The 24,270-nt window shown below is 66.2% G+C and carries 19 protein-coding genes and 8 pseudogenes; 10 read left to right on the plus strand and 17 right to left on the minus strand.

Going from position 1 to position 24,270, the window contains the following annotated elements; genetic code table 11:
- Positions 1-702: pseudogene (locus OC184_RS15115) on the plus strand (IS256 family transposase); the annotation flags it as partial.
- 101 nt (positions 703-803) lie between these two features.
- Here OC184_RS15115 and OC184_RS20415 read toward each other — a convergent pair.
- The 4 genes and pseudogenes from OC184_RS20415 to OC184_RS15135 form a co-directional block, all read right to left on the minus strand.
- Positions 804-1,507, minus strand: a pseudogene (locus OC184_RS20415) (IS6 family transposase).
- Positions 1,508-1,658: 151 nt separating this feature from the next.
- Entirely contained in the window at positions 1,659-2,045 is a 387-nt protein-coding gene (locus tag OC184_RS15125; protein ID WP_265508015.1) for a type II toxin-antitoxin system VapC family toxin, read from the minus strand.
- Positions 2,042-2,278 (minus strand): type II toxin-antitoxin system Phd/YefM family antitoxin, encoded by a 237-nt coding sequence (locus OC184_RS15130; RefSeq protein ID WP_265508016.1) that lies wholly within the window; start codon positions 2,276-2,278, stop codon positions 2,042-2,044. The genes OC184_RS15125 and OC184_RS15130 overlap by 4 nt, the downstream gene beginning before the upstream one ends.
- Positions 2,279-2,341: 63 nt before the next feature.
- Positions 2,342-3,031: a DnaA N-terminal domain-containing protein gene (locus OC184_RS15135; RefSeq protein ID WP_265508033.1), complete on the minus strand. Its 690-nt coding sequence runs from the start codon at positions 3,029-3,031 to the stop codon at positions 2,342-2,344.
- Between the two features lie 448 nt (positions 3,032-3,479).
- Here OC184_RS15135 and OC184_RS15140 point away from each other — a divergent pair, with 448 nt between their 5' ends.
- Together OC184_RS15140 and OC184_RS15145 are read left to right on the plus strand one after the other, a co-directional pair.
- Complete coding sequence (locus OC184_RS15140; protein WP_265508017.1) at positions 3,480-4,784, plus strand: AAA family ATPase; 1,305 nt, start codon at positions 3,480-3,482, stop codon at positions 4,782-4,784.
- On the plus strand, positions 4,781-5,872 hold the full coding sequence (locus OC184_RS15145) for a ParB/RepB/Spo0J family partition protein (RefSeq protein ID WP_265508018.1): 1,092 nt from the start codon (positions 4,781-4,783) through the stop codon (positions 5,870-5,872). The genes OC184_RS15140 and OC184_RS15145 overlap by 4 nt, the downstream gene beginning before the upstream one ends.
- 646 nt (positions 5,873-6,518) lie before the next feature.
- On the opposite strand, the gene OC184_RS15150 is transcribed toward OC184_RS15145, so the two are convergent.
- Positions 6,519-7,505 carry a tyrosine-type recombinase/integrase gene (locus tag OC184_RS15150; RefSeq protein WP_265508034.1) on the minus strand — a complete coding sequence of 329 codons (987 nt, stop codon included), beginning with the start codon at positions 7,503-7,505 and terminating at the stop codon, positions 6,519-6,521.
- A 239-nt stretch (positions 7,506-7,744) separates the two neighbouring features.
- Here OC184_RS15150 and OC184_RS15155 point away from each other — a divergent pair, with 239 nt between their 5' ends.
- Entirely contained in the window at positions 7,745-8,626 is an 882-nt protein-coding gene (locus tag OC184_RS15155; protein ID WP_265508019.1) for a DUF1403 family protein, read from the plus strand.
- A gap of 1 nt (position 8,627) precedes the next feature.
- A complete protein-coding gene (gene scpB, locus OC184_RS15160; protein WP_265508020.1) occupies positions 8,628-9,245 on the plus strand; it encodes an SMC-Scp complex subunit ScpB in 618 nt (205 codons plus the stop codon).
- Positions 9,246-9,688: 443 nt separating this feature from the next.
- Here the strand turns inward: scpB and OC184_RS20715 are convergent.
- The 8 genes and pseudogenes from OC184_RS20715 to OC184_RS15200 form a co-directional block, all read right to left on the minus strand.
- Positions 9,689-9,895: pseudogene (locus OC184_RS20715) on the minus strand (IS30 family transposase); the annotation flags it as partial.
- A 10-nt stretch (positions 9,896-9,905) separates the two neighbouring features.
- Positions 9,906-10,175 (minus strand): annotated as a pseudogene (locus tag OC184_RS20720) (hypothetical protein); the annotation flags it as partial.
- 114 nt (positions 10,176-10,289) lie between these two features.
- Positions 10,290-11,849 carry an ABC transporter transmembrane domain-containing protein gene (locus OC184_RS15175; RefSeq protein ID WP_265508021.1) on the minus strand — a complete coding sequence of 520 codons (1,560 nt, stop codon included), beginning with the start codon at positions 11,847-11,849 and terminating at the stop codon, positions 10,290-10,292.
- Positions 11,849-12,901, minus strand: a complete 1,053-nt coding sequence (locus tag OC184_RS15180) for a P-loop NTPase family protein (RefSeq protein WP_265508022.1) — start codon at positions 12,899-12,901, stop codon at positions 11,849-11,851. Before OC184_RS15180 ends, OC184_RS15175 begins: the two co-directional genes overlap by 1 nt.
- A 29-nt stretch (positions 12,902-12,930) precedes the next feature.
- The gene (locus OC184_RS15185; protein WP_265508023.1) at positions 12,931-13,725 is read right to left on the minus strand and encodes an alpha/beta fold hydrolase; all 795 of its coding nucleotides are present in this window, start codon (positions 13,723-13,725) and stop codon (positions 12,931-12,933) included.
- A 159-nt stretch (positions 13,726-13,884) separates the two neighbouring features.
- Positions 13,885-14,622, minus strand: coding sequence for a calcium-binding protein (locus tag OC184_RS15190; protein ID WP_265508024.1), 738 nt, complete (start codon positions 14,620-14,622; stop codon positions 13,885-13,887).
- Between the two features lie 218 nt (positions 14,623-14,840).
- A complete protein-coding gene (locus tag OC184_RS15195; protein ID WP_265508025.1) occupies positions 14,841-15,506 on the minus strand; it encodes an anti-sigma factor family protein in 666 nt (221 codons plus the stop codon).
- Positions 15,507-15,556: 50 nt separating this feature from the next.
- Positions 15,557-16,048: an RNA polymerase sigma factor gene (locus OC184_RS15200; RefSeq protein ID WP_265508026.1), complete on the minus strand. Its 492-nt coding sequence runs from the start codon at positions 16,046-16,048 to the stop codon at positions 15,557-15,559.
- 90 nt (positions 16,049-16,138) lie between these two features.
- On the opposite strand from OC184_RS15200, the gene OC184_RS15205 reads away from it, so the two are divergent.
- Positions 16,139-17,437 (plus strand): S8 family serine peptidase, encoded by a 1,299-nt coding sequence (locus OC184_RS15205; protein ID WP_265508027.1) that lies wholly within the window; start codon positions 16,139-16,141, stop codon positions 17,435-17,437.
- Positions 17,438-17,458: 21 nt separating this feature from the next.
- Here OC184_RS15205 and OC184_RS15210 read toward each other — a convergent pair whose 3' ends face one another.
- Positions 17,459-17,671 (minus strand): hypothetical protein, encoded by a 213-nt coding sequence (locus tag OC184_RS15210; RefSeq protein ID WP_265508028.1) that lies wholly within the window; start codon positions 17,669-17,671, stop codon positions 17,459-17,461.
- Between the two features lie 231 nt (positions 17,672-17,902).
- The gene (locus OC184_RS15215; RefSeq protein ID WP_265508029.1) at positions 17,903-18,280 is read right to left on the minus strand and encodes a hypothetical protein; all 378 of its coding nucleotides are present in this window, start codon (positions 18,278-18,280) and stop codon (positions 17,903-17,905) included.
- Between the two features lie 111 nt (positions 18,281-18,391).
- Between OC184_RS15215 and OC184_RS20525 the strand changes: the two genes are divergently transcribed.
- Entirely contained in the window at positions 18,392-18,859 is a 468-nt protein-coding gene (locus tag OC184_RS20525) for a Calx-beta domain-containing protein (protein ID WP_378925988.1), read from the plus strand.
- Here the strand turns inward: OC184_RS20525 and OC184_RS15220 are convergent.
- A pseudogene (locus tag OC184_RS15220) lies at positions 18,849-19,772 on the minus strand (acyltransferase family protein); the annotation flags it as partial. The gene OC184_RS20525 and the pseudogene OC184_RS15220 sit on opposite strands and share 11 nt — an antisense overlap.
- A 436-nt stretch (positions 19,773-20,208) precedes the next feature.
- Between OC184_RS15220 and OC184_RS15225 the strand changes: the two are divergent.
- Together OC184_RS15225 and OC184_RS15230 are read left to right on the plus strand one after the other, a co-directional pair.
- Positions 20,209-22,155, plus strand: a complete 1,947-nt coding sequence (locus OC184_RS15225; protein WP_265508031.1) for a TonB-dependent receptor domain-containing protein — start codon at positions 20,209-20,211, stop codon at positions 22,153-22,155.
- Positions 22,156-22,404: 249 nt separating this feature from the next.
- Positions 22,405-22,705, plus strand: a pseudogene (locus OC184_RS15230) (integrase core domain-containing protein); the annotation flags it as partial.
- 192 nt (positions 22,706-22,897) lie between these two features.
- On the opposite strand, the pseudogene OC184_RS15235 reads toward OC184_RS15230, so the two are convergent.
- A pseudogene (locus tag OC184_RS15235) lies at positions 22,898-23,649 on the minus strand (IS5 family transposase).
- 307 nt (positions 23,650-23,956) lie between these two features.
- Here OC184_RS15235 and OC184_RS15240 point away from each other — a divergent pair.
- A pseudogene (locus OC184_RS15240) lies at positions 23,957-24,151 on the plus strand (IS110 family transposase); the annotation flags it as partial.
- Positions 24,152-24,270 lie beyond the last annotated feature (119 nt).

The following is a 24,270-nucleotide window of genomic DNA, read 5'->3' on the forward strand; positions in this document are numbered from 1 at the left end:
AAGTGCGCGAGAGCGGGCGGATCATCAGCCGCGCCGTGATAATAGCGGTAGCTGTGAACGAGGACGGCAAGCGTGAGGTTCTCGGCGTCGCCACCGGTCCATCCGAAGCAGAAACGTTCTGGACCGATTTCCTGCGCTCTCTCGCCGACCGTGGCCTGCGCGGCGTGAAGTTGGTGGTCTCCGATGACCACAAGGGGCTGCGGGCTGCAGCGCGGCGGGTGTTCGACGCGACGCACCAGCGCTGTCGCGTTCACTGGATGAGAAACGCGCTTGCCCATGCTCCGACCAAAGCAGCGCACGGCCGTGGCGGCAATATTGAAGACGATCTTCGCCCAAGAAAACAAGGCGGATGCCAAGGCCCAGTGGGAGGTCGTGGCTGACGCGCTGCGCGAGAAGCAGGCAAAGCTCGGCGTCCTCATGGACGCTTCGCGCGACGACGTCCTCGCCTACATGGATTTTCCGCGTGAGCATTGGGCCCAGATCGCGTCGACGAACCCACTGGAGCGCGTGAACCGGGAGATCAAGCGCAGGTCCGACGTCATCGGCATCTTCCCAAATGACGAGGCAATCGTCCGTCTCGTCGGCGCGCTGATGCTCGAGACCAATGACGAATGGACGGTTGCACGGAGATACATGTCTCTTGAAAGCTTGGCGCGTGTCACCGAAACTACAACCGTTAGGCTGTCCGCCGTGGCAACCTGATCAGCCTTGGACCTCTCCGAAGGTCGGCGCCCTTACACCATCTCCCGGCGCACTACCCACGTTAACTCCGGATGCTCTGCACAAGAGCCTCGCCACACGGTTCAAGCGAGGCTGGCCGCCGATCTCCAGGCACTGATGGCTTCCAATCGGTGGTTGCGGATGTTCAGCGCATTGCGGCGGCGAAGTGGGACGGAGAAGCTGTTGCGCGTAGCTGAGTGAACGGAGACGCAGCGTTGCAGCGCGCCGGGGGATCGGTATCCCTGCATCATGCGCTCCCGCTTCCGGAATGGGAGGTAGCTATTTTTAGCCTGGTTGTTGAGGCCCTTGTGCGACCAGTGCTCGATGCCGGGCGCGACCTCGCGCCGGGCTGCTCCGTAAGACCGAAGCTTGTCGGTGATGATCCGTTTCGGGACGAACCCCAAGCGTTTCATCAGCCTGACCAAAAGCCGTTTTGCGGCTCCCTTGTTCCGTCGTGGCTGGAGGATCTCGTCGAGAACCAGGCCAGGTGATTGACGGTGCGCCAGAGCTAGACGATTTTCCCCGCATTGTTCACCACCACTTCGTCCAAGTGCCAGACATGGCCGGGAAGGACCTGCCGGCGCCGTAGGTTCCGCGCGATCTGCGGCCCGAACTTGGCGGTCCAGCGTCAAATGGTTTCATTGGATACGTCCACGCCGCGCTCCAGAGGCATCTCCTCCACTTCGCGCAGAGTCAGATTGAACCGAACGTAAAGCCAGACTGCGTGGGCGATGATTTCGGGCGGGAAACGATGGCGCTTATAGCTGATGCGGGACGGTGGCTGCATCAGCGTCGACTATGTTCAAATCGACGGTCCGCCAACCCGAGCTGCCTAACGTAACAACTCCGCGCCAGCACATGGGCCGGGCTTGCACCTCCTGCCCCACTCCAGCGCCGAGACGAGAGAAACCGAGCCGCATGATTTTTGCCACAGCGGGTCAGACCATCTCGACCGGTCCGCCATAGGCCTCCAAAGCCGTGTCGGCCGTCAGCAGGATCAACCCTTCGGTAATCGACTGCGCCAGCAGCATCCGATCGAAGGGGTCGCCGTGAAGCGCCGGCAGGGCGGAGAGTGCGAGGCAATGCCGGCTTTCGACCGCGAGGTCGTGGTAGCCGTTCGCCAGCAGGCCTGCGCGCAAGGCTCCCGGATCGACCCGAAAGTCAGGACGGTTGAGCGCCCGCTTGATCGACACTTCCCAGATCGATGCAGCCGAGAACCACAACTGATGTCGCGGCTCGGCCATGATCTGCTTTGCTGCTTTGGGCAGCTTCGCCGAGGCGAAGGCTGCCCAAAGCAGCAGATGCGTGTCGATCAGGTAGTTCACGCATCGCCTTCGAACATCGACCGGATTCGACCCGAGTCCATGCGGTCGAAATCTTCCGGGATCTCGTAGGCGCCATCCAGGAAGCCGATACGCGTCGGGGGCCTGCTGTCGATCTGCATCACCTTGACCATCGGCTTTCCGGCGCGCGCGATCACGAACGGCTCGCCCTGAACGGCAGCCTCGACAAGCTTCGACAGGTTCGTTTTGGCATCGTGGATGTTCACGGTCTTCATGTTGGCCTCTACTGGCTTAGCCAGCTCAATCTAGTCCACTGCTACCGGATCCGCAACGTGCTCTTACGGCGCATCGATGTGAATGCCGTGCATCGTCGGATCGACACGGGTCAGGGCGGACTGCAGCCGGCCCAGCAGGTGCATGCGCAGATAGTTGGCGTGGAATCGCGACGGCGCGGCCAGATGCAGCACGCCCTCCCCCTGCCCTACCTCGACCAGCGCCTTGAACCACGCATCGAAGCTCGAGGGGTCCTCGGCCAGAAGCTGTGCGCAGACCCGTCCCCAGAGATCCGGCCCCCCCCCCGCCACCGGCGTCTCGGTCCGCCGAAAGGGCACCACGTTGCCGGCCGCGGGAGCGGTTTTGACGTCCTGGGACATCCGCAGCACGTAGTCTTCGCCGATATTCGGCCAGGACGGCCGCGTATCCGTCAGGATCCGCTCCAGGTCCAGCCCCAGGACCGAAACCCGCCCCCGTGCGCCCTGCCGCTTGACGACGACCCAGCCAAGCCCCCGCAGCCGCGCCATGTCCCGCTTGACCGTTCGCTCGTCGACGCACCACAGCCGGGCGATCTCCCGCTGGCCGGTTACCAGCTCGTTGCGTTGCCAGTTGTAGCGTGTCGTGATGAGCGACATCAGCCGGAAGACCAGCCTCTGCAGGCCCGGCTCGCCAGCCAGCCCGTGCGCCATCAGCGCCGACAGGATGTCGTATTTCTTGACCGCCGCCACCCGGCCGACGGGCTTGGTCACATGCATCGCCACCCTCGCCTGCTGGGGTCACTGCGTTCCGATCGGCCGCTGACGTCAAGGTCTAGAGCGATTCCCAACGCCTTTCACGATCTTGCGCCCATTAGCGTCCTGAAGCTGCGGCCTGTCAAGCATCATCGAGCGATCTAGGGGAAGACCTCCACTTTCAAAGATGAAAAATCGGTATCAACGGTATTGGGGGACTCTCTGGACGTCCTATATTCGCGGCGAGATGTCCCCTATTCACGCCAGCTTTTCGCGACCGCGTCCCCCAATCGGACCGTGATCTTCTTGGCTGATCGCCCTGCCTCTCAACTCCGTGGTGCCAGGCGATTCGCCTTGTGCGGCACAGCGGTTGGTCGAATGCGGATCAGTCTAACAAGTCTTTTGCCAAATCCGCAAATCCAGCGTAAACCGAAAGCCGTCAGTAATCAGCGTCCTCGAAAGCAGACACAACATGTATACTCACCAGGATCTCGCGCGATTGCAGAACCAGTCCCTGAAGATGCAGGGCTGGATCCGCCGCCAGACCTTCAGCCCTGCAAATGAGAAGACCCTCCGCCGCTTCTCCAGCTGGGAGGTTTCGGAACTGATCTTCCGCATCAACCAATCCACCTTTCGCGGCAAGCTGGCGGCCGATCCGAACCTTCCCCTCGGGGAAGTCGAGGAGGATGGCCGCCAGCGCTGGTTCAGCCTCGACGAGGTGAACGAATTGCGTCGCCGCATCCGCATCGGCAAGAGGTCGTTGATGCCGCCGCGCCCGCAGGGAAAGCGCGCGTTCCGGGCGGCCATCGCGAATTTTAAGGGGGGTGCGGGAAAATCAACCGTCGCCTTGCACTTCGCCCAAGCCGCGGCGCTGGACGGATACCGGGTGCTGATCATCGATTTCGACCCCCAAGCCACGCTCTCCCATTCGATGGGCCTCTCTGACGTGGGCGAGGATCACACGGTCTGGGGCATCATGGCCCGCGATCTCGAACGGGAAACCGACCGCATGAACGCAGCGTCGGCCGGCGCGGAATCGGGAACCGCCCTGCCCCATCGCCGCCTGCCCGCCACGATCCGGGACATGGGCCTTGGCTCCCTGCGTGCGGCCGACTTCATCAAGCCCACGGCATGGCCCACCATCGACATCGTGCCCAGTTGCGCCAACGCGGCCTTTGTCGAGTTCGCCAGCGCCCAGTATCGGCACCTGAACCCCGAATGGACCTTCTTCGGGGCGGTCTCGCGCTTTCTCGACAGCCTGCCGGACGATGCCTATGACCTCATCCTCTTCGACTGCCCGCCGGCGATCGGCTATCAGTCGATGAACGCGGTCTTTGCCGCAGACATGCTCTACATCCCCTCAGGCCCCGGTTACTGGGAATACGACTCGACCACCAGCTTCATTGGCCAGTTGGCCGAGGCGCTCGAAGACCTGTCGCATGGGTTCGAAAACTTCCCCACGGGGAAGATCGCCCTGCCCAAGGCCTTTGCCGACGTGCGCTTTCTCATGACCCGGTTCGAGCCATCGAACGAACTGCACCAGGCGATGTTCGGTGCCTTCAGGCAGGTGTTCGGAGATCGCCTCGCCCAGCACCCCATCGAGATGACGCGCGCCGTCGAGCAGTCGGGACGGTTCCTCAGTTCGATCTACGAGATTGACTACCGAGAGATGACGCGCGGCACATGGCGCCGCGCCCGCGCCACCTTCGATCAGGCCTACGAGGAGTTTCGCGGCCATGTTCTGGCCGCATGGACGCAACTGGAGGACGCCGCATGAGCCGCAAGCGCCGCATGTTCGACATTGACATCCCCGCCGATGGCGAGGACCAGGTCTTCCCCGCGGGGAAGGTTGAACCCCGTCGCGGTCCGATGGCCGCCGCCATCAACGAAACCGCGGCCTCGTCGCGCGACCGGGCAGAGGTCGAGGCCCGCATCCGGGCCGAGAACGACGCGCTTGCGCAAGAACACGTCCGCCTGAAGCGTGCCGGCTTGATTACCGATCTGGTCCCGCTGGACGCAATCGACACCCAGAAGCTGATCCGCGACCGCCGGCCCGTCGCCGACTTCGATCTGGCCGAGCTTGTGGCCTCAATCCGCGAGATCGGGCTGTCGAACCCCATCCGGGTCGAGCCCGCCGCCGATGGTCGCTATGAGCTGATCCAGGGCTATCGCCGGCTGTCGGCCTACCGTCAGCTTCTGGAAGAGACCGGCGATGCCGATACCTGGGGGCGCATCCCGGCAGGCATCGCGGCGCGCGGGGACGCGCTGGACAGCCTCTATCGTCGCATGGTCGACGAAAATCTCGTTCGCAAGGACATCTCGTTCGCAGAAATGGCGCAGCTTGCGCTGCATTACGCGATGGACCCGCTGACGACGGAAACGGACCCGGACAAGGCAGTTGCGCTGCTGTTCAAGTCGGCGGGGTACCAGAAACGTAGCTATATCCGAAATTTCATCCCCCTGGTCGAGCGTCTGGGCGAATCGCTGATGTATCCGCAGGAGATTCCGCGCGCCCTGGGTCTGTCGCTTGCTCAGCGCCTGACCGAGGTTCCGGGCCTGGCTGCAGCGATCAAGGCCGAATTGAAGGACTGGGATACGCGATCGATTACGGACGAATTGGCGGTCCTGCGCCGGTACGCGGGGCAGGAGGGTGATATGCCCGAAGGAACGCCTGCAAAACCCAAGCCAGCATCGCAGCCTGCCGCCAAGGCAAAGACAACTTTCCAGCTGCAACGTCCTCAAGGCAGCGCGAAATGCACCGCCGCCAATGGACGGCTGGAGATCCGCCTGCCGCGCGATTTTTCGACCGTGGATCGCCGGAAGCTGGAAGCGGCGCTTGCCGCGATGCTGGATCAGATCGAGTGATCTTCCCCGCGGGGAAGATCATGCGTTTCGGGCGGCATGGGGCATGCCGCTCAGCATGCCCGGCTTCTCTGCGCGCTGCAGCGGCACCCTGACAGGAGGTGGAAGCTAAGATGCACGGTCTCACGCTGTCCGTCCTAATGTGGCCACTGCCGGCCGCAAATGACCTGCAAGATCCAGGCCGCCGGTCGTTGATCGGCAAAGGTAAGCGGCCGTCGGACGAGCGGGGCAGCGTCGGCAAGACGACAGCGCGAGCACAGGCGCGGACGACCCGCAGCAGCCGTGGCCGTGTTCAGCGCAGGTTATGGAGCAGGGGTGTCGACGATATGCAACGTATCCTCTCACGGCACGTGAAAGCGCAGGCGGCACTTGATCTTGGGAACTATTGTCGAAACGCCACGTCTCTCAAGCCTCGCCATGCGATGGCTGCGGGTTCCGGCCAGATCTCCAGCGCGCAACCCCCGTTGCCGCCAATCCACTCCTGAACGCGGCGCTGGCCAAGCCCGCGTTAGGGGATCAGGGCGCGTCCGAGTTCGGCCATTGCGCCCCAGATCTGCGGCGCGAACTGCCTGCGGCGAGGGGTGTCGTTCGGGTAAGGAGGGTACATCTCGTTGGAGACAGCATTCCTTTGCGATTCCAGCCTGTCTTGTTACAGCCCCGCAGCTTTGGTGAGATTGACCCTGAACCTGTCGCGGCGGCGCTGGTAGCGGCGGGTCATCTCGGCGGAGGCGTGGCCGAGCTGCTTCTGGACATGGCGCTCCTCGACCTCGGCCGAGGAGGCGAGGCCGGCGCGCAGGGAGTGGCCGGCATAGAGCCGGAGCCGCTCGGCCTCCGGCAGGTCGGGGCGCAGGCCGGCATCCCGGACCGTCTGCTTGACGAGGCGGGCGACGTGCTTGTCGCCGAGCCGGCGGGACGTGGCGGTGCGCCCGTCGCGGGAGACCGCCACGAAGAGCGGCCCGAAGGTGATCCTGGCGTAGTGCAGCCACTGCTCCAGGGCCTGGACCGGGCAGGTCCGCTCGGACGAGCCCCGGGCGATCTCCACCCCGCGCCAGCCGGTCTTGCCGCGCAGGGTGACGATGAGGCCGCCCTCGAGGATCTCGATCCAGCCGCCGGCGTCGAGCGTGTCGTCCTTGGCCCGGTCCAGACCGACGATCTCGCTGCGCCTGAGCCCGCCGGCGAAGCCCACCAGCAGGATCGCCCGGTCTCGTAACCCGCGCAGGTCGTGGGGCAGGGTGGCGAGCATCGCCAGCAGGTCCTCGGGGAGGATCGCCGCCTTCTGCACCGGCGGCCGGGCGTGCCGGCGGCGGATGCCGGCCAGGACGGTGGCGATGTGGCGGTCGCCGCGCTCGAGCCGCGTCCCGCGCTGCGCGTAGCCCCAGCAGAGGCCGGAGAGGCGCCGCTCGATCGACGCCACCGAGAGGGCCGGGGCCCTGCCGCCGGGCGCGGCCAGGTCGGCGAGGTAGAGCCCGACCAGCTCGGGCGACGGGGGCAGGGGCTCCGTGCCGCGCATCCGGCACCAGCGGGCGAAGCTGGCCCAGTCCCGAGCGTAGGCGTGCAGGGTATTGTCGGACAGGGCGCCGCGGGCGTAGTCGCGCGCGGCCTCGACCAGCCGGTCCAGGGATCCGGAGCCGGCCATTCCGGCGGGCAAGGCGAGGGCGCCCTCTGCCGCGTCCCCAGTCGCGCCGCCGCCGTCAACATTTGCGCGCTCAAGGCCGTTGGAGGGCCCGGGAGAGGGTCGTTCATCCATGTCCGACGGGCCTCAGGTCATCATGTCCGATAATGGAACCTTACCGGTCATGACGAAGGTCTGCAAGTTGCGGCGGTTCCGTGTCTTAGTGCTGGCCAAAACCGCCGCCGGCCTCTAGGCTCCCCGCCATGCGCACCCCTGCCGCCCGTCCCGCCGACCGCCCAGATCCGCCGCCGCTGCCGGACTGGCTGACGGCGCCGGCCGCCGAGCGTCCCGAGGACCTGCCCTTCCTGGCCGGCGCCGCCCTCGCCTCCCTGCACGGGCTGCAGAGCCACCCGGCCGTGCCGCAGGTCCTCTGGCGGGCGCGGCTGGCGCTCAGGGCCGCCGCGGCATGCGCGCGGCTGGAGCGCCGCCGGGAGACGGAGGCGGAGCTGCGCGATGCCCTGCATCTCCTCAGGCCCGGCGATCATCCCGGTCCCGCCGGGGCGATCCTGCAGCTCTGGACCCGGGCCGGGACGCCGCCGCTGGCGGTGCTGGACTGGGGACACCTCCTGCCGAACCTGGACGCCGAGGCGCAGGCGGCCGGGCAGGGGGATGCCGCCCCGGTCACCCGCGCCGCGGCGGTGCTGGAGGCGGTGCTCGGCGCGGCCCCGCGGGCTGAGACCGCCGCGCTGATCCTCGCCGAAGCCGCCCTCGGCCGCAGCCTCGGCTGGACCCACCTGACGCCGCTCCTGGCCCCCGGGCTCAGCGCCCGCGACCTGCGCGCGACCGGCGCGGAGCTGCAGCTGGCCTGCCACCGGGCCCTGGTCCGCGCGGCCGGACCCGCGTCCCGCCTGGCCGCCGATCTGGCCCGCCGCGCGGCCCGGCTGCAGGCGGTGGCGCCCGGGCTGCGCGCCCGCGGCGCCGACCGGGCGGTGGCGCTGTTCCTCAGCCACGATGCGCTGGCGCCATCCGCCCTGACCGGGATCATGTCGGACCGCGCCGCCCGGCGGCTCTGTGACCGGCTGGTGGAACTGGATGCCGTCCGCGAGCTGACCGGGCGGCCGAGCTTCCGGCTCTACGGGCTCTGAGATGGCGAGGCGCCGCCCCGAGCCGGAGCTGGACCGTGAACTCGAGGGCCTGCCACAGGCCTTGCGCTGGCGCGAGTGGATGCGCCGGATCGAGGCGGTGCTCTTTGCCTCGGCCACCCCGGTCTCGCGCGCGGACCTGGCCCGGGTGGTCGGGTCCGGGGCCTCGGTCGATCTCCTTGTCGAGGACCTGGCCGTAGAGCTGGAGGGTCGGGCCGTGGAGGTGGTACGGGTCGCCGACGGCTGGATGCTGGGCACCCGGCCGGCCTATGCCCCGGCGATCCGCGCCGCCGCCGCGCTGCCGGAGCAAGGGGTGGCGCTGCGCGAGGGTGACATCGCGGTCCTCGCCGCCATCGCCTGGCACCAGCCAATCTCCCGCGACGGGCTGAAGGAGATCTTCGGACGCGAGATCCCCCGCGAGCTGATCGGCCGCCTCTCCGAGCAGCGCCTGATCGCCTCCGGGCCGCGCGAGCCCCGCCGTGGCGCCCCCGCCACCTTCGTCACCACCGACCTGTTCCTCGCCACCTTCGGGCTGGAGACGCTCCGCGACCTGCCCGATCCGGAGGAGATCGCCGAGGACGGGATGGAAGAGGTGCCGGTGGAGGTGTCGTCGAAGGAGTGAGGGCTGATGACGGGGAGGGACGAACAGGACGGGGAGCAGGCGGCGCCCGAGGGAGGAACCCTGGCTAAGTGCCGGCGGATGAGAGAGATCGAGGGGGGCGGTTACATCATCAAAGCCCGGCGGCGGCAACGGTATTACCGGCCGAGGTGGCGGCGCAGATACTTGATAGGGTGACGGCGTCCATGTGAGGAGCATGCCATCCCTGGGAGAATGGCAATGACTCGCATCATATCCCATGCCGGAAGTTGCGCTTTTGGGGCTTTTTCAGGCCGGTCCGACAGATGACACGCTTGGCTGGCTGGCCGTGCCGGCGCGCTCACTTGGCTGCCTGGATGGAGTAAGCAAAAAGTGAGGGCTTTGTTTGTTGCGATACGATTATCGATCTCCCGCCGTCGGCGGCGCGGGTGTGAACTCACGCCGAAACGCAAATCACTGTTTTCTTTCTATTCCACTCTGTTTTTGAGGGCCATCAGGTTGCTTTCGAAGACCTCTGCGGGTGTCCGGTAGCCGAGACGCTTGCGAGGCGTGGAATTGAGGCTCTGGCAAATCGACCTCAGATATGGACTTGTCAGGGCCGTCGGTTCGGTCGAGCGGGGCAGGTGCTTTCTCAACCTGCCATAGGCGCGAGGGCTGCATCTCCAGCCCGATGATGAACAGGAACAGCACCACACCCAGTTCGGCGACATGCATGATCGATTGCGCATCGCTGAAGAACCCAAGCGCCCACGGACCGATGGCAAAACTTGCCGCCAGTATCCCGGCACCGAACCCAACCCGGCGCGCCGGAACAGCGGAACGGCGATGACCGCGGTCGCCGGCAGGACGGCGATCGCCGTGAAATCGGCACCGCCATGGCCCGCAGCCTCGGTCGCGTGGGCGGCATGTGCCGTCTGATCGTTCACTGGCCTGTCCCCCGATTGGCTGCGTCACGACACGCGGCTGCGGCTATGCGCAGCACCCGCACGCCTTCCCATAGGACGCGAAGGCGCCGGAAGACAACGACTTCACAGCGAACCTGCAGGTTGTGGACGACCCGGCCGCAGCTTAGGCGCTGTGGGCGGGGCCGGTTTCGCAACCCGCGATGGCGTCGGTCCTGATTGCCAGCACCGTCGCCGGATGCCGCTTCAGGTATGCCGACAGGCATGACGTGCCGCAGGGCATCAGGTGCGGCTGGACCACGATCAGCCCCGGCCTCTGCAGGCGGATGCGGACCAGGCCAATCGCGGTGAGTTCGGCCGGAGAGAGGCCTTGGCCCCGTTCGCGCAGGCCGCCGTCCAGACCTCCGATCCGGTCCAGAAGCGGGCCCAGCCCCTCGGCCCGTGCCAGCCGTTCAAGGCGCGCGTCGTCCGGCGGTGTACAGCCCATCGTCAGGGCCCGGCGCAGCGACCCCCTGAGGATCACCTGCGCGGGACCAAGCGGCATGACGCGGCGGCGCAGACTGCCACGGCTGAGATCGCGCAGGTCCACCTCATCCAGCAGGACCTGTCCCCGCCCTGGATCGTCCAGCCCCAGCAGGATGCTCTGGACCGCGGCGGCGTCGGCGTCCGACAGCGACAGCGTCGCCCGCCCGCCCGCATCGATGCAGCGGTCGAGTGTGCGCCCCGAGGGCAGCGCCAGGTCGCAGACAGCCACGGCGACCGGCCCGCGTTCCAGCGACAGCCCCGCGCGATAGAGCCCCCGCCCGTCTTGGGCAAGCGTGGCCCGGACCTTGCGCGCGGCGGCCTGAAAGGCGCTGCGATGATTCCAGACGCCGCCCAGGTCGCGCAGCGGCGTCAGCAGCAGCCCAAGCGCCGCCAGCCCGGCAGCGATCGTGCCGGCCTGCTGTCCCGCGCGGTGGCCCAGCACGACGATCAGCACCGCGGCGATGCCGGCGGCTGCGTCGGGAAGCGCCTTCAGGCTCTCGACCGCCAGGCGGTGGCGCAGGGCCGTACGGACCATGCGGCGGGTGCGTTTGTCCAGAAGCGCCAGTTCCTTGCCACGGCGTCCCATGCGGTCGAGCTGGGGCGCGATGCTCATGCGCTCGGCCATGTCCAGCGCGATCCGCGCACGTCGGGCCCGCAGCCGCCGCTGCAGCCGCGGCAACAGCATCCCCCCCGTCGCGTTCGCCGCAATGCATGGCAAGGTGACCACCCCCACCGCCAGCCCGAAGACCGGATGCAGGATGTAAAGAACCGCCAGGGTCACCGGGACCAGCACCACCCCCGACACCAGCCGCGGCAGGCCCATGGCGGGCCAGTTGCGAAATGCTGTCATGTCGCCGACAAAGCGCAGCGGCATCGACCCCGCCCGCCGGCGCGCGACGGTGCTGAGCGGCAGCCGCGCGGCATGGTCGAACAGCGACGCCCGGATGCAGCGCGCATAGTCCTGGCCCACCCTTTCACCCACGCAGCGGGCAGACACGCGTGCAAGCGCGATGACGATGCCTGCGGCGATCAGCGTGGCCAGCGCCCCGGCGGGCAGGGTTCCGCCAGTGTGCAGCGCCTCGAACAGGGTGCGGGTGGCAAAGGCGCCTGCGGCCGCGGCCAAGCCCTGCATCAGCGTCAGTGCCGTCACCAGCGCCATTCCCCGCCGGCGCGAGCGGTTCAGCAGCGGCGGCATCGGCATCACGCCGCCCTTTGACCGGGGCCGAGCGCGCGGAGCGCGAACAGGTTCGCCTCGGCGGGGTCGGCAAGGTCGGATTTGGTCAGGACCAGCACGCCCGTGCCGGCGCGGGCCTCGGCCGCAGCCATCGGTGAACAGCTGAGCATCCCGGTCAGCGCGTCGGGGCGCAGCTCGTGGCGCGCCAGTTCCGCCACGCCGCCCGCCGCGGCCACCGCGTCACCGCAGGCAAAGACCAGCCCCGACATCCGCCGGCGCAGCCACGGGTCGGCGATCAGCTGGCTGGTCTCTCGCTGGAACAGGCCGTCCGCGATCTCTACCACGGCGATCTGGCAGCCCTCTTCGGCGGCATGTCCCAGCAACCTCTCCAGCCCGTCGCGGATGCGGGGCAGCGGCTCTAGGTAGGTCGTGACCATGCCGGCATCGGTGAAGTCCGCGACGACATGCGCCCCTGCATCGGTATAGTCGTTCGTGTCTCCGAACGCGCCCGTTCCCGTGGCCTTGAGCGCGGCGACCCGATAACCCGCGCGGCGCAGGCCAAGCGACAGCTGCGTCGTGGCCAGCGTTTTTCCCGAGTTCATTGCCGTACCCAGGACGAAGATCGCCGGGATGTCGCCCGCGCGGGCCGATGGCGGCAGGGCAAAACGGTCCAGGTTCAGACCTTGCCCCTCCCGGTCGCGCAGGCGCCCTATAGGCAGCAGGCGCGTGGCGGGCTTGATGCGTTCGTTTCGCGCGATCATCCGCCCGATGCAGCCGCCCCCGGCCAGCAGGTCCGCGCCGTCGGCGCCGATCTCGGCGAGTCCCTCGAACTGGTCGGGGGCATAGCGGGCACCGCAGGCCAGAACGACCATGTCGCCCGGATAGATGCTGGAGGGACGGCCCGACGTCAACTGCACGCGCTGGTGCTGACCCAGCTGCACGACCTGCGCCAGGATCAGGTCGCCGGCGCGGGCCCGGCCGAAGTCGGTGTCCATGCCGCCGACAAGGCCGCGATCGACACGGCGCGTGCTGTAGGTCCATTTGGCCTCTGCCATGAGGGAAAGCGCGTTCGGGGTCATCTGTCGTTTCCTTCGATCTGGGTGGGGGGTCACGCGGCGCGGGTGACGCGCTGCGCCAGCCCGGCGGTGACGATGGCCTCTACGACATCATGGGACACGTCGGGCAGATGGATCAGGTCGATGCGCGGACGGATGCGGCGCGCATGGGCGGCGGCGGTGAAGCTGGCGACAAAGCGTTCGGCACGGACCAGCCGGGTCGGGCCCTGAATGTCGTCCAGCAACGGGGTCTGGCGCAGGGTGTCATCGCGATCGACGTCCTTGGTGCCGACGAAGACCGACACGTCCAGCGACAGGTAACGGTCCAGGGGCGCGGCGTGGCGGCGCTGCCAGACGGCGTCCTTCGGCGCCTCGGCGGCGCCGAGACCATAGGGAAACGGCATGCTGCCGTCGGGCAGGCAATACCAACCGGCGGCAGCCAGGTTCAGCCGCCCCACCCGCTGCGGATAGAGCATGGCGAAGCGGTGGGCCAGTTGCGCCCGGCCGGAATGGCCAAAAAGGTCGACCCGCCCGGCCAGGTCAGGGTCCAGGCCCCGAAGCTCGGACAACAGCGCCAACAGGGCCAGGTCGGGACGGGCGGCGCGGCAGGGGCGCTGGAAAAGCGGCCAGAGGCTGCGGCGGAAATGCGGCACCACGACGGTGCGCCCGCTGCGTTCGGCCTCGGGGGCGAACAGCGCCGCAAGCTCCGCCGCGTTTCGGGAAATTCCGTGCAGCACGACCAGCGGCGCCAGCCCCGATCGCGACGCGGGCCGGATGATGCGGGCCGACAGGATGCCTGCGGCGGATGCGCTTGTGTGGCGGGTTGTCATGGTCTGGGACATGGTCATGATCGTCTCCGTCGGAATTGGGCAGGCAGCCGTGGCGCCGGCGATGGGCAGCCGGCGTCGGGCGACCGCCCGGTGCGGCCGCGCTGCCTGTCGGAAAGGATGGCGGGTATTCGGGGTGCCCGGCCGATCCCGCGCGTCGGGACGGCCGGGGCAGGGGCCTTACCAGATGAAGTCGTCGGCGTTCATCTGGCCCAGGCGGAAGTCTTCGATGACCAGGGTGTTCTGGCCCAGCTTGATCACGACATCCGACCCCTGCTGGCTGGCGGCGCCGCGGATCTGGCTGAAATTGTCGATCCAGCGGAAGGCCGCCAGATCCACTTGGTCGTCGCCGTTCTCGAAGTCGGTGATGCGGTCGCGCCCGCCGTTGAAGACGAAGCGGTCGGCGCCTTCGCCGCCGGCCATGACATCATTGCCCGCCCCGCCGTTCAGGGTGTCGTTGCCTTCGCCGCCCCAGATCCTGTCATGGCCCCAGCCGGCGACCAACAGGTCGTCGCCTTCGCCCCCGCCGATCCGGTCGTTGCCGCCGTGGGTGAAGACTGCGTCGTTGCCTTCTCCTGCGTCGATGGTGTCGCGGCCGTTGCCGCTGCTGACCACGTCATTGCCCTCTCCGGCAAAGACGCGGTTGTGCCCGCCGCCGGCCCGCACGACGTCGTTGCCTTCGCCGGCGGCGATGTGGTCGTTGCCCCACGAGGCCCAGATGCGGTCATTGCCTTCGCCGCCGTGGACGATGTTGCTTCCAGTCCCCGCCCAGATGAGGTCGTTGCCTTCGCCACCGAACAGCCGGTCGTTGCCGGAAAAGCCCTGCAGCCGATCATCGCCCGAGCGGCCATAGATCAGGTCGGCGATGCCGGTGCCGTTCAGGCGGTTGTCGTCGTCGTTGCCGATCATTCGTGCCATCGTTGATCTCCTGGTTGCGGCGCCTGTCCGGTTCCGGCTGCGGCGTGGCGCCTTGCCCCACAGCGGTGTCGGCCGGGGCTTCCGTCTGCCGCTTGGCCTGTCCCCCTGATGACGTTCGCGCGTCGGGGTTATTCCCAAAGGGGGCGATTTTTTCCCGTCGAAATGAAAAAACACGCTCGCAGCAGGCTGGGGCGTGTCAGAGCGGGTGCGGCAGTGGCTCAGCGCGACAGGGCGGCGGCCTCGTCCTCGGGGGTCAGAGGATTGCCCGCGCCGATCCTGGCCAGGAAAGCCTCCAGCGCCTCAATCTCGCCCGAGGCGGGCTGATATCCTTGGGCCGGGGCAAGCTCCATCGCGAAGCGTTCCTCGAACGGCGCATCGAAAGTGTCGCGGCACATGACGGACAGCCGCGTCGCGCCGTCCTGCGTCGCCTCGATCTCTCGGCAGAGCGTGCCGGCCTCGGTGCGAAAGCTGGCAAGGACGGTGAGGTCGGTGCCGTCATCCAGCACCGCCCCCTGACCCGAAGGCGTCTGCGACAGCGCCGCCTGCAACGTGTCCGCGCCGCCCTGCCGGGGCAGCCACCAGCCCAGGCCGATGGCCAGGACCGCCGCCCCCGCCGCCAGCGCGGCCCAGGGCGCGCGGTTGAAATTCGCGGTGGGACGGGGTGCCGGCGCGCCCTCGGCGGCCCTGATCTGGGCGATCAGCGCCTGATCGCCGTCATGCGTCGGGGCCGGCATCATCCGCAGCGCGTCGCGCGTCCGGCGAAACCGGTCCAGGCGCGCCTGCGCGTCAAGGTCGCCTTCGATGGCGCGCTCGACGGCGCGGGCCTCGTCGGCGTCCAGCTCTCCGTCGGCCAGGGCCATCAGGGTGATGTCGTCAACGCTCATATGCACCTATCCTGCAAGAACCTGCCTCCACTGCGCATACGTCCGGGCCCCTAGTTTATTCCCAGTGCATCGGCCAAGGCCAACCGGGCGCGTGACAGGCGGCTCATGACGGTGCCCTTGGGCAGGTCCAGCACCTCGGCCGTCTCGGCATAGCTGAGACCTTCGATGCAAACCAGCGTCAGCACCTCGGCCTGTTCGCGTGGCAGCCGGGCGATCGCGGCCTCGGTCGCCTGCAGCATCAGCCGGGATTCGATCGCGGCGACGCCGTCGGTGGACAGGATGTCGGGGTTTTCGGTGATGTCGATGCGGGCGCCCTCGGTCCGGTGGCGCCGGGTCATGTCGATGAAGGCGTTGCGGGTGATGCGGAACAGCCACGGCTCCAGCCGTTGCGCGGGATCGCGGCTGGCAGCGTTCCTGATGGCACGTTCGACAGTCACCTGCACAAGGTCCTGCGCCACGTCCGGTTGCCTGCTCAACGACAGCGCATACCGGCGCAGGTTCGGCAGCAGCCTGACCAACGCATCGCCGAATGCCTTATCCATGACCCCGCCTTGCCCTCGGCCCATCTTTTCGCGGAATAATTGAAAGGACCGGACGTCATTGTCCAGAGACCCCAACCACAGGAGGGCCGGATGTCCAGATTTGTCATGTTCCTGTTGCTGGCCGCAATGGCCCTGCCGCTGCAGCTGCGGCAAAGTCCGGATGGTCTGTCGCTGATCGCGCAGGCGGCGGCGGATGACGACGATGATGGCGATGACGACGACGATGAGGATGACGACAACGGCCCGGCGCCCGTCCGGGCCGCCCCGCCTGCGCCACTGCCGCAGCGCGCCCCGGACGAGGTCATCGTCCGCGGCCTGTCGACGGATCAGCTGGCGCAGCTGGTTGCGCAAGGCTTCGCCCAAATCGAGCGGCGTGACCTGGCCGGTGGCGGCAGCCTGCACCGTCTGCGCAAGCCCGCCCGCCTGTCGCTGGAGGCGGCGCGAGCCGAGGTGCGCGCCCTGGCCGGGGCGGCGGGCGCGGATTTCAACCACTTCTACCGGACCGAGCAGGGTGCCGGCGGCAGCGCCTGTCCGGGCGGGCTGTGTCTGGCGCGGCAGGTGATCGGCTGGCAGCCCGCCACGGCCTGTACCGCGCTGCCCCGGATTGGAATGGTGGATACGGGTGTGAATGCCAACCACGCGACGTTCCGCCACGCCCGCCTGCGGGTGCACAGCCTGGACCCCGCAGCCGAACGCGCGCGCGCCACGGAATCGGACGCGCTGCACGGAACGGCGGTGGCGGCGCTGCTGGTCGGCGACCCGGCCAGCCGCAGCCCCGGCCTGATCCCCAAGGCGGAACTGGTGGCCGTCGATGCCTTTGTCCGTGCGGGCCGCGACCAGCGCAGCGACGCGTTTTCCCTGATTGCGGCGCTGGACTGGCTGGCGGCGCAGGACGTGCGGCTGGTCAACCTGTCGCTGGCCGGTCCCCCGAACGAGGAGCTGGCCCGCCAGATCGCCCTGCTGGTGTCGCGTGACATCCTGATCGTGGCGGCGGCGGGCAACGTGGGACCACGCGCCGCGCCGGCTTATCCGGCCGCCTATGACGGCGTGCTGGCGGTGACGGCGGTTGACCGGCGCAAGCAGGTCTATCGCCGGGCCGGTCGCGGCGCGCATATCGACATCTCGGCGCCGGGCGTCGAGGTGTGGACCGCCGCATCGATCGAGGGGGCGCGGACCAAGACCGGGACCTCCTACGCCGCGCCCTTCGTCACGGCGGCGGCCGCCATGTGGCTGCAGTCCAGGCCAGGGCTGAGCGCCGCCGAACTGTCTGCGCGGCTGGTGGCGGGGGCTGAGGATCTGGGGACCCCGGGCCGCGACGCCGTCTTCGGTGCAGGCCTTCTGGCGGCCCCGCCCGCCTGTGCCCAGGCGCCGGTCCCGACGCGGAACTGAAGGTGCGCGCCGCCCTGCCTTTCACAGTCCTTCGTGGCCAAAGACGACCATGTCCGGCCGCATCACTTTGGCCTTCTTTGCCTGACGCTGGTGGCGCTGGTCGGGCTGGCGCTTGGCTTGTCGACCACGGGCCCGGGCATCCCCGATGCCGCTGACGCGCGGCTGGAGGCGTTCGTTCTGGTCGGCCGGTCGTTTGCCGACCTGTGCCCGCAGGACGAACCGGATCATCGGCATGATGACGGACGTTAGCTCTGCCACCTGATCGCAGGCTGCGACTTGCCGCCGGCAGCGTCGAGGCTGCTCGATACCGAACGGCTGATCGCCGCGCGGATCGGCCTTACGCAGCTGCGCCGTGGTGCGTCGCGGCCACGCAACCGGCTGAGATCCACTGGTCGGGCGCTCCGCGTCCGGCCGACGCGCCCGGCACGCTGGTGTCGGACCTGTCGTTATCGGCAGGGCGGCGATTCACGTGGGCTTGAAACTCCCCGTGATCGGGTTACGGTCGGTTCTGTTCAAGGTTTCGTTCCGCGATCCTAGAAGGGGGAGGATTGTACAATGGCTGTTGATCTTCCCACGCTCTACGTTGACATCCAGGGCAGTAATATCGAGCGTCGTGCCGTCGAGGGAGCGTACATCACCGTCACGCTGAGGTTGACGGAACTCCCGGCAGATGCCGTCACGCTGGACATGCAGACGCGCAGCGGCAGCGCTATCATCTACGACGACATGAACAACTACTTTTCGGCGGTATTGGCCTTCGAGTTGACGTTCTTGCCGGGTGAGATCAGCAAGAGCATTACCTTTCTTCCCGGTCGTGATAACCTCGACGAACTGGACGAGCATATCGAAGTTCTCTTCTCGAATATCTCGGGCACTACATTTGGCGAAAGCAACCACAGCCTCACCACCACCATCTGGCTTCTCGACGACGATGGATCGGGCAACAACCGCGCGATGGCAGTTTCGAACCCTGTCGTGAAGGAAGGTGCCGGTGGCACGGCGACATTCGTCGTTAGCTTGTCGCAGCCCTTTTCGGAAGATCGAAGCTTTACCTATTCGACCACGTCCGGCACTGCCCTGGCTGGGAGCGATTTCGCGTCGCGCAGCGGGTCGGTGACGTTCCTTGCAGGACAGACCGAGGCCACGGGGCATTGTCGCTTTTGGCAAGAAGAGGATCCGGGACGATCGGGTCCGTTTCGGCCCACGCCTGCGGATCGGCAGAGAAATTTGGCAGTTGTGCCTGTGCGGTCCGAAGGGCGTCACGGTTGGCATCGGCCCAAAGGTAGGTCGCGCAAAGCGCAGGCATCATCAGCAAGGCGCTGGCCACGACGGACAGGGCAGGACGCGACAGCAGCACCGGCCAGCGACGGAACGGTGTTTCGATCAGGCGGAGTGTTGCCCAGGCCAGCAGACCGGCAATGAGGATGATGGCCGTACCCGGCAGCAGCCCGACCGAAGTCTCTCCGGTCCAATGCCGCCAGAAGATCAGCAGGGGCCAGTGCCACAGGTAGAACGAGAAGCTGATGTCGCCCAGGGCAAGGATCGGACGGTTCGTCAGCGGTGTGATATCGGCTCCTGCTCGCGCCGATGCGATCAGCACCGACGTCGCCAGAACGGGGATGAGGGCAGCGATGCCGGGAAAGGAACTGGCCACGGGAATGACCGCTGCAAACCCCATCAGCACCATCAACGATGCATAGCCGATCAGCTTCGCATGTCTTGCGGTTACCTTCGGCAAACGGTCGATGTAAAGCGCCAGCAAGGCACCAAACATGTACTCCCACCCGCGCGCGAAGCTGTCAAAATAGGCCCAAGGCTGGTTCCTGTCCGTGACCCAGATGCTGTAGGCTAACGAAACCGCCAGCAGCGTACCAAGTGCGGCGGTCCAAGTCGCGCGAACTCCGAGGTCGCGCCACCGGGCGAATTCGGCGATGGCCCACAGGAAAAGCGGCAACAGAAGATAATACTGCATCTGCAGCGAGAGCGCCCACATCTGCTGGAACGGAGAGACAGCAAGATCCTGACGCAGATAATCGGCGCCGGACCAAGCCAGCCACCAGTTTTCAACGAAAATCGTCGAGGCGAAGGCGTGGAAGGCAAACTCGCGCCAATGGATCTGCGGGACGAACAGCAAAGTGCCGGCGATAGTCGACAGAAGCACCACCGCAGCCAAAGGACATACACGTCTGGCGGTCGAACCGTAGTATCGCAGCACATCCCTTCCGCGCGGCTTTCCGAGCTTTGCGAAGGTCGTCATCAGAAAAAACGCTGCAATGACGAAAAAAGCGTCTACCCCACCCGAAACACGATTGAACCAGATACCGGGACTGAACACCTTATGTGTCTCGTCTCTGATATAAATGACCCGTCGCTGGCCCCGGCCAGGGCCGTGACGCCGATCGAGCGCACCGCCTCGGCCACCGACTGGCCTTGCGACGCCACCACATCGACTTGAGGAAGCTTCGCAACAATCTCTTCCGGCTTGTGTCTCTTCTGGGGCATTCCTTCATCCTTCAAATGGCTCGAAAACCATACTCCAGGGAGAACCACTTTTCAGGGTGCAGGCCAGTACTGCCTTCTCACAACATAAAAATACCTGTCATCTGCCTGTTCCAATCGGCTTTATCCGGACGATCCCCCGGTGCAACGTTGGTCGCCGACGCCGGACTTAATGCTTAACAACATTCGGGTCTTTCGATAGAAGGCTCGCCAAGCCAGCAAACCGGCATCCGCCATCGCCAGCCCAGCCTGAATGCGATGGAGTTGATGCGATGAAGATTTTCTACCTGGCGGCCCTGCTGCTTGGTTCTGCCATGGTCCCGGAGCTTGCCACTGCGCAACCGGTCAGGCTCGACCCGATCACGCTGACCGCCGACGTTACCGGTTCTGCCGAAATCGCCGCCAGCGAAGAGCAGCTAGACGATGCCCGCACCGGCACGCTTGAAGACGTGTTCCGCGCCGAGCCAAGCGTGACCGTCGGTGGCGGCATTACCATTGCCGAACGCGTGTACGTCAATGGCATCGACGAGCAGCAGCTGGCGGTCAGCGTGGACGGTGCCGCGAAGAACAACCGGATGTTCCATCACACCGGGACGAACATCATCGACCCGCTGCTGCTGAAAGCAGCGCGCGTCGATCCTGGCGTGGCTCCGGCGGATGCCGGCTTCGGCGCGCTGGCTGGCAGCATCGCCTATGAAACGAAGTCCGCGCTGGACCTGCTAGAGCCTGACGACGACTTCGGAGGGCAGGTGACAACCGGCTATGCCACCAACGGGGACACCACCACGGGGGCGCTGGCACTCTATGGGCGAAAAGGACCCGTCGATGCGCTGGCCTATGCCAAGCGCGCGAGCGGAAACGCCTACGAGGACGGCGACGGGAACATCGTGCCCTATACCGGCGCTGATATGAACAGCTATGCCCTTAAGCTGAGCGCGCAGATGGGTGACTGGCGAGCGGAGCTGGGCGCCCTGTCGTTCAAGGACGACGCGCTGCGGCCCTATCGCGCGAATCTGGGCGGCGTTATCGGTGGTCGACCGACACCCGAGACGCGGCGCTATGCGGTTGATCAGAACAGCCAGACGCTGATCCTGCGGCGCATTGCGGCCGACGGGCTGCTGGACCCTGAGCTGCGGATCGCGAAGACCGAGAGCAAGGTCGATACCTTCGATCTGCCGACGGCCGAGACACCCGACCCCGACTTCAACACCGGCGTGGCCGATACCGCCAGCGTTGTCGCGCAGAACCACTTCGACCTCGACGGCGTCGCGGTGACGGCAGGCGTGGACAACGCGCACAGCAGCGGCCTTTACGACGGTATGTTCCGGGGCACGCCCTCCACATTCCGCGAGGAACGCACCAATACCGGCCTGTTCGTGCAGGCGCGGGGCAGCAGAGGGCCGGTCGATTTCAGCACGGGCCTGCGCTATGACTGGAACCGCTTCACGGGTGCCGGCGGGCAGGAGCTGAACACTGATGGCGCCAGCTTCAATGCGGCAGCGACTTGGAAGGCGACGGAGACGCTGTCCCTGAACGCCGGTTATTCGACCGTGTTCGGAGGTACACAGCTGGCCGGCGTCTATGAGTTTACGGATTTCTATCTGCTTCAGGATGCCTATAACGCATTGGACCCGACACGAGCGCAGAACATCGTGCTGGGCGCAGAATGGACGGCTGGCGACACAACCCTGGGCGCCGAGCTGTTCCGCAGCTCGATCGATAATGTCCGCAAGGTGATGGCCGGCGCGATCGTGGACCGCGACCTGGAAAGCGAAGGCTTCCGCCTGTCCGCCCGGCGGGACTGGACGGGCGGTTTCGCAGCCTTGCGCTATAGCGACGCCGACGTGACCCTGGACGGCGAAGGCGCTTCCAGTTTCGATCTGCGCGAACTGGGAACGGTTCCGGGCGCGATGCTGACGCTGGAGGCGCGTCACGAGGTCATGGCGAGCTTGAGCGTCGGCGGCGTCGTGCAGCACGCCATCGAGGAAGAAACTAAAGGTTCAGATACCGATAGCGACTGGCCCAGCTATACCGTCGTGGAAGTCTTCGCCGAATACGAGCCTGCCGCGTATGGGAACATAACCCTCCGGGCCGAGGTGAACAACCTCTTCGACCGGACCTATGTCGATCGCGCCAGCTATGGCGGCGACTATTCCGAGGTCGTGGGCCAGCAGGAACCTGGCCGCAGCCTCGCGCTGACTGCGGTGATGCGCTTCTGAGACGTCACCGGCCCGGAGCGATCCGGGCCGGTGACCTTTGATCAGGCCGCCTGCAGCAGAGCGCGGATCTGCGGCAGGTCGTCGCCTATCGTGCCCTCAGGTTGAGGCCCGAACCATTCCAGCAATCCGTCCAACCGCAAGGAACGCGCCCCAGGATGCGGGCATAGTTGCCCGGTTCAACGAGATCGAAGCTCTCCCGCTTCGACTGCTTTGAGGAAGTTCTTGATCTCGCGGGTGCGGCGCTCGAAAACACGAGCCGGCACCCGCATCTCGATGGACGGCAAAAGGCGCTGCATCGACAACCCTCGGGCATTCACTCGGACCGATGGCGTTCATGCTCTCGATCATCGAACGCCTGTGACGGTCCCTGAAGTATGAATGCGTCTACGTGCATGCCTGGGATACGGGATCACAGGCCAAGGCTGCCATCGGCCGCTGGATCACCCTCTACAACCACCAAAGGCCCCACACCGCCCATGGCGGACGCCCACCCGCCATGGCCTACTTCAACAGTATAGAAACCGATCAGCAGGTCCAGGCAGTACCTTGAATCAGCCGTGAAGCTGTCCAAGGACCGGTAGCTCACCATGACCAACTTCGCAGCCATCTCGCGGACTTCATGGCAGCCTCACCCTCTTACTAATAAATCTGCAATATCTGGACATCCAAGGCAGACAGATCCATCCTGAACCCGCTCCACCAGATGCCGGGACTAAACACAATTACTAGGGTGTGTTGACGTTCACCGGAGTCGGATGACGGTTGCGGCGAGAGCAATGAAGGCGCTGAAGCTTTCATCAGTCTTGCAGCAGCGCATGGCGATGCCTCTGTATTCCTTGAGCTTGCCGAAGAGGTCCTCGATCAGGTGCCGCCACTTGTAGGTTTCGCGGTCGAATTCGGCGGGGAAGCGGCGGTTGGACTTTGGCGGAATGACCGGCTCGATCCCTGCACCGGTTAGCGCCTCGCGCAGCCAATCGGCATCGAACGCCCGGTCGGCAAGAAGTTGGCCACACGTCAGGCCATCGATCAGCGCCCCTGTGCCGCGCAGATCATGGGCCTGTCCCGGCAGCAGCCGAAAGTCGGTCAGGTTGCCGACCGCATCGGCCAAAGCCATGATCTTGGTTGTTATCCCTCCGCGAGAGCGCCCGATGGCCTGGCTTTGAGTCCCCCTTTTGCGCCCTGTCCGTGGCGGTGAACCTTGACGATGCTGCCGTCGATCATGGCGTATTCAAAATCGGCATCTTCAGCCAAGGCTCGGAACATGCGGTAGAACGCATCGGCCTTTACCCATCGCCGGAACCGCTTGAACACTGAGTTCCACTTACCGAAATCCGCCGGCAAGTCGCGCCATGGACAACCGGTCCGGACTATCCAGAGAACCGCCTAAACAAAAAGCCGAGGGTCGGGGCCGGTACGGCCAGGGTCACATTCCTGGCCAAGGCAATGTGGAGCGATAAGTGCCCACTGTGTGTCGGTCAAGGTCGTGCGGATCAAGGTTGCCTCCCATTTGGCAGCCTTGAATCAGCCAGCGATCAGTTTGGAAATCCTCAAACGTCAACACGCCCTAATCAGTCGCCTTGTCCTTTTCGGCAGAAGCACGTCGCGCCGTGGGGGGCGAACCATCAGACGTCCGGCGCGAGAGGAATGGAATGGAAGCAGGTTCCATGGAATGGTTCTTCTTGAACCTCGTCTATCCTGCTGACATTGTTGCTGATCCGTAAGCGATGGGGTGGACGCCCCCCGGCGGCATCGATGTGCCATGGTGGCGGGTGTTGAAGCACCGCTACGGAGAGGAGCGTCCATGGAAGAGGTTAGCATCATCGGCCTGGATTTGGCCAAGAACGTGTTCCAGGCGCATGGCGCTGCAGCTGACGGAACAGTGGTCTTCCGCCGCAAGCTGTCACGGGCGCACCTGTTAAACTTCATGGCGGCGCAGGCGCCTTGCGTGGTGGCCATGGAAGCTTGCGCCAGTGCGCATCACTGGGGCCGGGCGATCGTGGTCACGTCCGTCAAGCTGGTGTAATTTCCCGGGAGGCCTGAGGGCATGATCAGGCGGCTTTCGTGGTTATGCTGAGAATGGGGTCGATCTCCTCGGTGTCGATGCGGGCGAAGGCC

The sequence above is a fragment of the Paracoccus rhizosphaerae genome, from assembly GCF_026162645.1.
Taxonomy (GTDB): Bacteria; Pseudomonadota; Alphaproteobacteria; order Rhodobacterales; family Rhodobacteraceae; genus Paracoccus; species Paracoccus rhizosphaerae.